The organism is Actinoallomurus sp. NPDC052274 (genome assembly GCF_040679475.1).
Classification (GTDB): Bacteria; Actinomycetota; Actinomycetes; order Streptosporangiales; family Streptosporangiaceae; genus Actinoallomurus; species Actinoallomurus liliacearum.
The window spans coordinates 1-7,098 of the sequence record NZ_JBFAUT010000025.1; the positions used below are offsets into that span (position 1 = coordinate 1).

Annotated in this window: 5 protein-coding genes; all 5 read right to left on the reverse strand. The window is 73.0% G+C overall.

Annotated features, from left to right (window positions below):
- Positions 1–1,945 (reverse strand): ComEC/Rec2 family competence protein (locus AB0K82_RS21875; RefSeq protein WP_364399446.1); only part of this gene is annotated, 1,945 nt, incomplete at its 3' end.
- A gap of 352 nt (positions 1,946–2,297) precedes the next feature.
- Positions 2,298–3,092, reverse strand: coding sequence for a ComEA family DNA-binding protein (locus AB0K82_RS21880; protein WP_364399447.1), 795 nt, complete (start codon positions 3,090–3,092; stop codon positions 2,298–2,300).
- Positions 3,093–3,153: 61 nt separating this feature from the next.
- The gene (locus AB0K82_RS21885) at positions 3,154–4,005 is read right to left on the reverse strand and encodes a DegV family protein (protein ID WP_364399449.1); all 852 of its coding nucleotides are present in this window, start codon (positions 4,003–4,005) and stop codon (positions 3,154–3,156) included.
- Positions 4,006–4,327: 322 nt separating this feature from the next.
- The gene (locus AB0K82_RS21890) at positions 4,328–5,071 is read right to left on the reverse strand and encodes a TMEM175 family protein (protein ID WP_364399451.1); all 744 of its coding nucleotides are present in this window, start codon (positions 5,069–5,071) and stop codon (positions 4,328–4,330) included.
- A 372-nt stretch (positions 5,072–5,443) separates the two neighbouring features.
- Positions 5,444–6,655 carry an imidazolonepropionase gene (gene hutI, locus AB0K82_RS21895; RefSeq protein WP_345362160.1) on the reverse strand — a complete coding sequence of 404 codons (1,212 nt, stop codon included), beginning with the start codon at positions 6,653–6,655 and terminating at the stop codon, positions 5,444–5,446.
- Between the last annotated feature and the right edge of the window lie 443 nt (positions 6,656–7,098).

The following is a 7,098-nucleotide window of genomic DNA, read 5'->3' on the forward strand; positions in this document are numbered from 1 at the left end:
CGTCCATCGAGTGGCAGATCACACTCGCGGCGGACTCGGCGCCGTCCCGCCGCCGCGACCAACTGCGGTAACGCCCACAGACCCCGCTCGAAACCCCGCGCGCAGCGGCGAGCCAGTCGATCGCGGCGTACGGCGCGCGGGCGCACAGTCGCGCGACACCGGTGATCCAGCCGACCGCCAGCCCGGCCGGTAGGACGATCAGCCGGGCGAGCGGCAGTGACCCCGGCGCGACCGCTGCGGCCAGTACCCCGAGCAGTGTCGCCGGTCCCACCGCGGGGGCGGCGAGGAGGTTCGCGGGCACCGCCACGAGGCTCACCTCGCCGTCGAGCAGGACGAGGACCGGAGCGCACGCGACGTGGGCCGCGGTCGACACCGCGAGCGGCTCGGCCAGCGCGCCGACCATGCGGCGGAGCAGCCGCCCGGGCACGCTCCGGGGCAGCCATCGCGTCAGACACCGTCGCCAGGGCGGACCGAGCACGAGGATGCCGGCGGTCGCGAGCGTCGACAGCGCGAAGCCGTACGAACGGGCGAGCTCCGGGTCGAGGAGGACCAGCACGAGGACGGCGGCGCACAGGGCGGGAACCCCCCGGCGCTCCCGAGCGGTGACGACCGCGAGCAGTGCGACGGAGCCCATGACGGCGGCGCGCAGGACGCTCGGCGACGGACGCGCCACGAGCACGAAGCCGAACACCGTGAGCCCGGCGAGTAAGGGCACCGCGCGGCGGCCGAGGCCCGTGAAACGGCCGGCCATCAGGACCGCGCCGATCAGCAGGGAGAGGTTCTCGCCACTGACCGCCATCAGGTGCGTCAGCCCCGCGGCCTCGAACGCGTCGGCGAGCTCCGGGTCGAGCAGCGAGGTGTCGCCGTCGACCAGGCCGGGCAGGACGCCGCGCTGGTCCGCCGGCAGCCGGGACGCCGCCGTCCGCAGCCGGGACCGGATGGTGCTCGCCCATCGTTGCGGGAGCGACGGCCGGCCCACGAGCGCGGGCGGCCCACGGACCAGGCCGACCGCCGCGAGCAGTTCCCCATGCCGCGGTGTGACGAGCCGCGCCGTGAGCCGAACCCGCTGGCTCGGCACCAGAGGTCGCCACGCCGGGTCGTCCGCGAGCAGGAGCACGGGAACGCGCACCCGCCGTCGCCGTGTCATGCCAAGCGCGAACTCCACCTCCTCCACCCGTGCCGGCACCAGGACGGTGTCACGCCGACGCGTCTGCCCGGCCTTCAGCACCGCCGGATCCCCGGTGACCACAGCGCCGAGCCACACCGTGGCACCTCGGACCGCGAGCGCGCGTACCGACCCGGACCCGACCGCGGTGAGCCGAAGCCCGACGCCCACGGCCGAGGCCGCGACACACGCCAACGTTCCCGCCAGCACCCGCCGCGCCACCCGCGCCCGGGACTCCGCCGGCGCCCGCCGCAGCTCCGAGAACCGCCGCATCGCCGCCATCCACCGCCCCACCGGCACCCAGCGGACTCCCGGAAATCGCCGCGCCGCCGACATCCACCGGACCGCCGGGACCTGCCCCACCGCCGAGATCCGGGGTCCCCCAGCGCCAGGCCCTTCGGCCGGACACTCGGAAATCGCGGTGAGGCCGGCGTCGTCGGTCACCCGCTCCCGGACCGTGCCGGCCGCCAGGATCGGCGGTCTCCCAACGCCGAACGCTTCGGCCGGGCGCTCCGGGCCCGGGGTGAGGTGGGCATCGTCGGTCATCCGATCTCGCGCCGTGCGGACCCCCAGGAAGATGGCTCCGATGGTCGACACGGCGGCGGTCACGTACGCCGCCGCCGCGCCAAGACCGAGCAACACCAGCGCGGCCGACCAGGCGCCCACCGCCGGCGCCGCCAGCCGCAGGTCGTGGCCGCCGCCCGTCGATAGGTCAGGTTCGGGCTCACCGCCCAACGGCCCATCCCCGGAGGCGTCGCCCGACAGCACATCCGCAGACACCTCCTTAGTCAGCCGACCTTCGGCGACCTCGCCCATCGGACGCTCCGGAGCAGCCCCGGCCGTCGGACCACCCGCGAAGCCCTCACCGACCGGTGGCCCACCCGCCGAGATCTCCTCACTCGGTCGCCCGTCCGCCGAGACCTCGCCCGTCGAGCCACCCGCGAAGCCCGCACCGGCCCGCGGCCCACCCGCGGAAACCTCCCCCGTCAGTCGCCCGTCCACCGGGACCTCGCCCGTCGAGCCAGCCGTAGCGGCCTCGCCTGTCGGCTCGTCGTCGTTGCTCACGGTCGTGGGTCCCTCGGACAGGCCGCCCGAAGCGCAGCCCTCGGGCGGCGGCCGGTCGCTATCGCGCTCACACGGTCACCAGGCCTTTGAGATCGCCGAACTTGGCGGCTCCGATGCCGGATACCTGCCGCAACTCTTCGACGGACCGGAAGGCACCGTGCTGGGTGCGGTAGTCGACGATGCGCTGGGCCAGCACTGGGCCGACGCCCGGAAGTTGATCGAGCTGGGCGACGCCGGCGGTGTTCAGGTCGAGCGGCGTTCCGGAGGGCGTCGCGGCGCCTGGGGGCGCACCCGACGGGACGGCGGGCGCAGGCGTCGCGTCGACTCCGACGAGGATCTGCTCGCCGTCCACGACCCGGCGCGCCAGGTTGAGCGCGCCGGTCCGGGCACCGGGCCGGACGCCCCCGGCCGCCTTGATCGCGTCGATCACCCGCGCGCCGGACGGCAGGCTCACCACGCCAGGACGTCGCACCTTCCCGGCGACGTCGACCAGCACCGGCGACGAGGACACCGCGGGCGTGGCCAGTGCCGTGGGCGCGCCGCGGTCGGGCGACGAGGCGCCCAGCGGAGCGGCCGGACGCGCCGCGGGCCGTACGACGGCCGCGGGCACGGGCTGCGGCTCAGGGCGAGACCACCAGAGGTAGGCGGCCGCGACGAGCGCCGCGAGGAGGCCGACCGCCACCAGCACCCGGAGACCGGGGATGCCCGGATCGAGCCGCACCTGTCTACCGGGCTCGCGGGGCGCTGAGCGTAACGTCGCACCCGGCGGCTCATCGCCCGTGTCGTCGCCAGGCCCGAACGACCGCGGTGGCCGGAAGACGTCGCGGAGCCGGTCGAATGCGGTGGGATCGAGGCTGGACATGTCGCCGACGCTAACGGATCGGTCACATCCGGCGACGGGTCCAGCGCGGATTGTGGATAACTCACGGCTCCCGGCGGGAGACCGCGACGCCGAGCATCCCGGGGCCCACATGCGCGCCGATGACCGGCCCCACCTCACCGACGTAGAGGTCATGCAGGTCCGGGACGCGTTCCCGCAGGTGGCCGGCCAGAGCGGCGGCCCGTACGGGAGCCGCCAAGTGCTGGACGGCGATGTCCACGGGTCGGTCGCCGGCCAACTCGACGGCCAGCTCCTCCAGCCTGGCGAGGGCGCGGGAGGTCGTGCGGACCTTCTCCAGGGGCGCGATGCGGCCATCGACGATGCGCAGCAACGGTTTGATCATCAGAGCCGATCCCAGCAACGTCGCCGCCGCTCCGATCCGCCCGCCCCGACGCAGGTGCTCCAGCGTGTCGACGTAGAAGAGGGAACGGGTCGCGCGGATGCGCCGGACGGCCGCATCGGCCACGGCGTCGAGATCGCCGCCGCCGACCGCGGCCCGGGCGGCGGCCAGCACCGAGAAGCCGAGCGCCATGCCGAGGGAACGGCTGTCCACCACCCGGACCGGGATGGACGCCTCTTCGGCGGCGAGCCGGGCGGACTCGACGGTTCCCGACATCTCCGCGGACAGATGGATGGACGCCACCCCGATGGCCCCCGACTCGGCCGCCTGCCGGTACGCGACGGCGAAGCTCTCCGGCGATGGCCGGGACGTCGTGACCGGACGCCAATCCCGGAAACCCTGACCCGCCTCCGCGGCGGTACGCCCCGAGCCCTCCTCGAAGGTCTGCCCGCCGACCCCGACCTGCAGAGGCACCACCACGACGCCGTGTGCCACGACCAGTTCGTCGGGCAGATAGGCGGTGGAATCAGTGACGACCGCGACGGGTGCTGTCATACCGGGAGTTTAGGACGACACGTCATATCAGCCGCACAACCCGGCCTCCGCGCGTCGCCCCCCGTCACGGCCGCTCCGGCGGCGGATCGCAACTCTCGGAAAAGGTCTTCGCGCGACAGCCCGTTGTCCCGCTATGCGGCGATATGGGACTGGCTTTCGACGGGCTTCACCGAGACTTTCGTACGCGCTTCGTCTCCGGCCGACGCGCCGCGGATCCGGCCGACGCGCCGGAGGTCCGGGCGCACCGAAGACCGCGCGGCTTCAGAAGATCACGCAGCACCGGAAGATCACACGGCGCCGGAGGTCCGAACGGCGCTGAAGGTCATCGAGGCGTGGTGGACGGCTCGCCGTCTCCGGCTTTGATCGACGCTTCCTCGCCCTCTTCCTCAGCGTCCGTTTCCCCGGAGCCGGTGGCCGACGCCGATGCGGGGCGTTGTACGCGGGCGGCCGGGGACCGACGGCCCACGATGAAATAAATGATGATCGCGGCGTTGAGCGCCAGAGAGCCGATCGGGCTGACGAACGCGACCAGTCCGGACAAGAGATAGCTCACCGGGCCCACCAACGACCGGCGGCGCGCCTCACGCGCCACCTCCCGGCCTCCCGGATGCAACAGGTGCGGCCGGGCACAGAGGTGGTTCCACAGCAGGGTGAACCAGACCGCCGTCACCAGGATCGACGCCGAGTAGAAGATGGCGGCCGGGACGGCGTCGCCGCCGGTGAGGTGGTTGCCGAGCGTGGCGGTCGGCAGCGGCAGGTACGCCAGGGTCGCCAGCATGCCGAGGTTCAAGAGGAGCAGGCCGCGATCGACGCGTCGTACTTGGTGGAACAGGTTGTGATGGTGGATCCACGCGATGCCGATCACCAGGAAGCTGACGGCGTAGGCCGCGAGGGCCGGCCACTCGTGGCGCAGCGCGGGCCATACCTTTTCATCGGCGGCCGGGGCCTTCACCTCGAGGATGAGCAGCGTCGCCGCGATCGCGATCACGCCATCGCTGAACGCCGCCAGCCGACTCGGGGAGACCGCGGTCGCCGCCTCCTCGGTTTCACCAACACGCTCGGACACGACAGACGACTCCAAATGATCAGCACGGTGAAGCCGCATCGTACGCGGACTCGGCCGGACAGGATGCTCGGTGAAGGCCGGACGCGCGAGATGGCTTGCGGCATTCGTCCGCTTCGGTCACCCCGGTCACCGAGCCTTCGGTACGCGCCAGCACGCGGCGCACGACGCCGGCCGCCCACCGCGCCGGCCTCACCGGCGCACCAGACGCATCGCGCGCTGAGGCCGCCCGTCCGGCGGCGCGGGTCGTGACAGTGCGAGGCCGAGGCGGACGGTCTTACGGTCGCGTCGAGGGATCGCAGGGCCAGGCCGGCAGCGCGCCGAGGCGTCGTTGGACGGTGGCGCACCATGCGTACGGCGCGCCGGGCCGCCGTCTTACGGCTGGACGGGGACGCCGCCGCGCCAGACGCGGAGCGCGCGGAGGCCGAACGCCCAGGCGAACGCTCCCTCGTGGTCGGCGTCCCACAGGACCATGTCGGCGTACATGCCCGGGACGAGCGCGCCGCGGTCGGACACGCGGAGGGCTGCCGCGCCGCCGAGCGTGGCCGCGCGCAGCGCCTCGTTCACGCTGAGGCCGAACATCGCGACCGACAGCCCGATCACCAGCGGCATCGAGGTGATGCCGCACTGGCCGGGGTTGTGGTCGGTGCCGAGCGCGAGCGTGACGCCGCGGTCGAGCATGGCCCGGACCGGCGGGGTGCGGCCGTTGTGCAGGGCGCTGCCGGGGCAGACCGTCGCGGCGACGCCGCCGTGGTGCAGCGCCTTGATGTCGTCGTCGTTGGCCTCGGTGAGCAGGTCGGCCGAGGCGCAGCCGACCTCCGCCGCGACCTGGGCGGCGCCGACCCGCTCGTTGGCGCAGGCGTGCAGGCGCGCCTTCAGGCCGACACGCTGGCCGGTCATGAGCAGGACACGGGCCTCGTCCGGCGTGAAGTGGCCCTCGTCGCAGTAGACGTCGATGCTGTCGGCGCCCGCGGCCGCCGCGTCACCGGCCCACAGGCGAACCGCCTCGATGTAGTCGCGGCGGCGGCCGAAGTACTCCGGCGGCAGCATGTGGGCGGCGAGGAACGTCGCGTGGATGCGCGGCATCGAGGGCTCTTCCTCGAGCGAGCGCAGCATCCGGACGTCGGCCAGCTCGCCGTCGCGGGTGAGGTGGTATCCGGTCTTCGCCTCGACCGTGGTCGTACCGGCGCAGATCCACTGCCGGAGCCGCTCACGGACGTTGTTGCACAGGGTCCAGGGGTCGGTGCCGCGGGTCACGGTGACCGTGGAGGCGACGCCGCCGCCCGCGGCGACGATCTCGTTGTTGGTCGACCCGCTCGTGCGCATGGCCAGCTCGGCCCAGCGGTTCCCGGCGTAGACCGGGTGCGAGTGCGCGTCGATGAGACCGGGCGTGACGAGGCCGCCACCGAGGTTCTCGACGTGGTCGACATCGACGATGTCGTCGATGACACCGGGGACGCTCTGCGGAAGGTCCGAGGCGGGACCGGCCCATACGATCCGGTCGTCGTGCACGAGAATGGCCGCGTTGCTGCACACATCGGTGCCGGTCCACAGCCGGCCGATATTCGTCAGCAAACGCACGGTCATCGCGTCACCGCCCCGTTCTGCGGACGCGCGCCGGTGAAGGGTGTCCGGACGCCATGCAGCGGGTCACCTGCTCTCGCTCGATTACGCCGGCGGCATTGCCGACGGACCCAAGTCGGAAGAATTAGGGGTGATCAGCCGACCACCTGGAGCAACGAGCCCTGGAATATCGATTTCGTCACGGTAGTGCACGGAAGGCCACGCTGTACAGCCTCACGCGACATACCGCTCCCAAACCGCCCCAGCGGTCGACTGCTACAGGTGCATCGAAGATACCTCACCCGGAACGCCGCGCCGTACCGAACGACGGAATGCCCGGATACCTCGGTTCCGTACCGCGAACTCGGTTCCGCCCCGGAACCGGCGGGGGGCGCCCCCCCCCCCCCCCCCCCCCACCATGTACTAAAAACACGGGGACGGCCCGCAGGCCGAAAACACAGGCGACG

Excerpts from the sequence above, each read along its gene's own strand:
- AB0K82_RS21880 (WP_364399447.1), bottom strand. The coding sequence starts at position 3,092 with ATGTCCAGCCTCGATCCCACCGCATTCGACCGGCTCCGCGACGTCTTC.
- AB0K82_RS21885 (WP_364399449.1), bottom strand. The coding sequence starts at position 4,005 with ATGACAGCACCCGTCGCGGTCGTCACTGATTCCACCGCCTATCTGCCC.
- hutI (WP_345362160.1), bottom strand. The coding sequence starts at position 6,655 with ATGACCGTGCGTTTGCTGACGAATATCGGCCGGCTGTGGACCGGCACC.